Here is a 1629-nt window from a genome sequence, read left to right on the forward strand (position 1 = left end):
GCCGTCAGCCGACTCGGCCCTGCGCGCCGAGCTGCCGCCGAAGCCGGAGGCGGCGACCGGCCTCGCCGGACACATTCCTCCCATCGTATTGGGCAACAATACGAAAATTCTTCCGTCTTGTCCGGTTCGCCGATCGAAGACGATTGACGACGAACCGCACCACGCCGATCGTGAAGATCTGCATCATCCCGTCTGCAGAGGTGCCGGTTTTGCCTACGGAACGCATCGTCCTGAGCGAGAACATCGCCGCCACGGCCCACGCGATCTTCGCGCAGGCGGGATTCGGCGCGGTCCAACCGCTGTCCCACGCCTTCGGCCTCGCCGAGGCGGCGCGCCTCGCCGACACCAACGTGCTCGGGATCCGCTCGCGGACCACGGTCACGGCGGAGCTGCTCGACGCGCTGCCCGACCTGACCGTGATCGGCTGCTTCAGCGTCGGGACCAACCAGGTCGATCTCGAGAGCGCCCGGGCGCGCGGCGTGCCCGTCTTCAACGCGCCGTTCTCGAACACCCGCAGCGTCGCCGAACTCACGATCGGCGAGATCGTGATGCTGCTCCGGCGCATCCTGCCGCGCTCGGCCTCCGCGCATGCGGGCGGATGGGACAAATCCGCGACGGGCGCCTTCGAGGTCCGCGGCAAGATTCTGGGGATCGTCGGCTACGGCAATATCGGCTCGCAGCTGTCCAATCTCGCCGAGGCGATGGGCATGCGCGTCGTCTTCCACGACCTGACCGACAAGCTGCGCCACGGCAACACCGAGCCGGTGGACAGCCTGGACACCCTGCTCGCCGTGAGCGACGTGGTCAGCCTGCACGTCCCCGAGACCCCGGCGACGCACGGGCTCATGAATGCGGCGCGGATCCGCGCCATGAAGCCCGGCGCCTACCTGATCAACAACAGCCGCGGGACGGTGGTGGACCTGGAGGCCCTGGCCGGGGCGCTGCGGGAGGGCCGTCTCGGCGGCGCGGCGATCGACGTCTTCCCGGTCGAGCCGACCTCCAACGCGGAGCGCTTCGTCTCGCCGCTCCAGGGCCTCGCGAACGTGATCCTGACCCCGCATATCGGCGGATCGACGGAAGAGGCGCAGGACCGCATCGGCGCGGAGGTCGCCCGCAAGCTGGTGGAGTACGCCCAGACCGGCTCGACGCTGGGCGCCGTCAACTTCCCGCAGGTGCAATTGCCGCCGCGCCTGTCCGGCGCACGCTTCCTCCACGTGCACCGGAACGTGCCCGGCGTCCTGGGCAAGATCAATACGGTCTTCTCGGGCCGCGCGCTCAACATCGACGCGCAGTATCTGCAGACCGACGGCGATTTCGGCTACGTGGTCGTGGATGCGTCTGTGGAGCGGATGGAGGCGGATGCGGTGCTCCAGGCGCTGCGGAGCATCGACGGCACCGTGCGCGCCCGGCGCCTGATTCCCCGGGCCGCGTGAGCAGCGCCGGCGTGGAGCAGTACGTCCCGGGCCGAAACCCGTCATTCCACGAACGCAGCCCGTATTCGCCGCCGCCCTGAAGCTTTGCTTTCCTGAATTCAAAATCTCTGGCAGCTTGTGAGGCCTCGAACGCGGGCGGAGCCGGTCTCCGCCGGCGTCCGGGATCGTTCGTCGCCGCGCCGGGGCCGTCCGCGGC

At 69.1% G+C, this 1629-nt stretch carries 1 protein-coding gene; it reads left to right on the forward strand.

Translation table 11 applies throughout. The annotated features are described in order from the left end of the window. Positions 1–200: 200 nt before the first annotated feature. The gene (gene serA / locus FV228_RS29040) at positions 201–1433 is read left to right on the forward strand and encodes a phosphoglycerate dehydrogenase (protein ID WP_187277960.1); all 1233 of its coding nucleotides are present in this window, start codon (positions 201–203) and stop codon (positions 1431–1433) included. Positions 1434–1629: the final 196 nt, after the last annotated feature.

The organism is Methylobacterium sp. WL18, assembly GCF_008040015.1.
GTDB classification, from domain to species: domain Bacteria; phylum Pseudomonadota; class Alphaproteobacteria; order Rhizobiales; family Beijerinckiaceae; genus Methylobacterium; species Methylobacterium mesophilicum.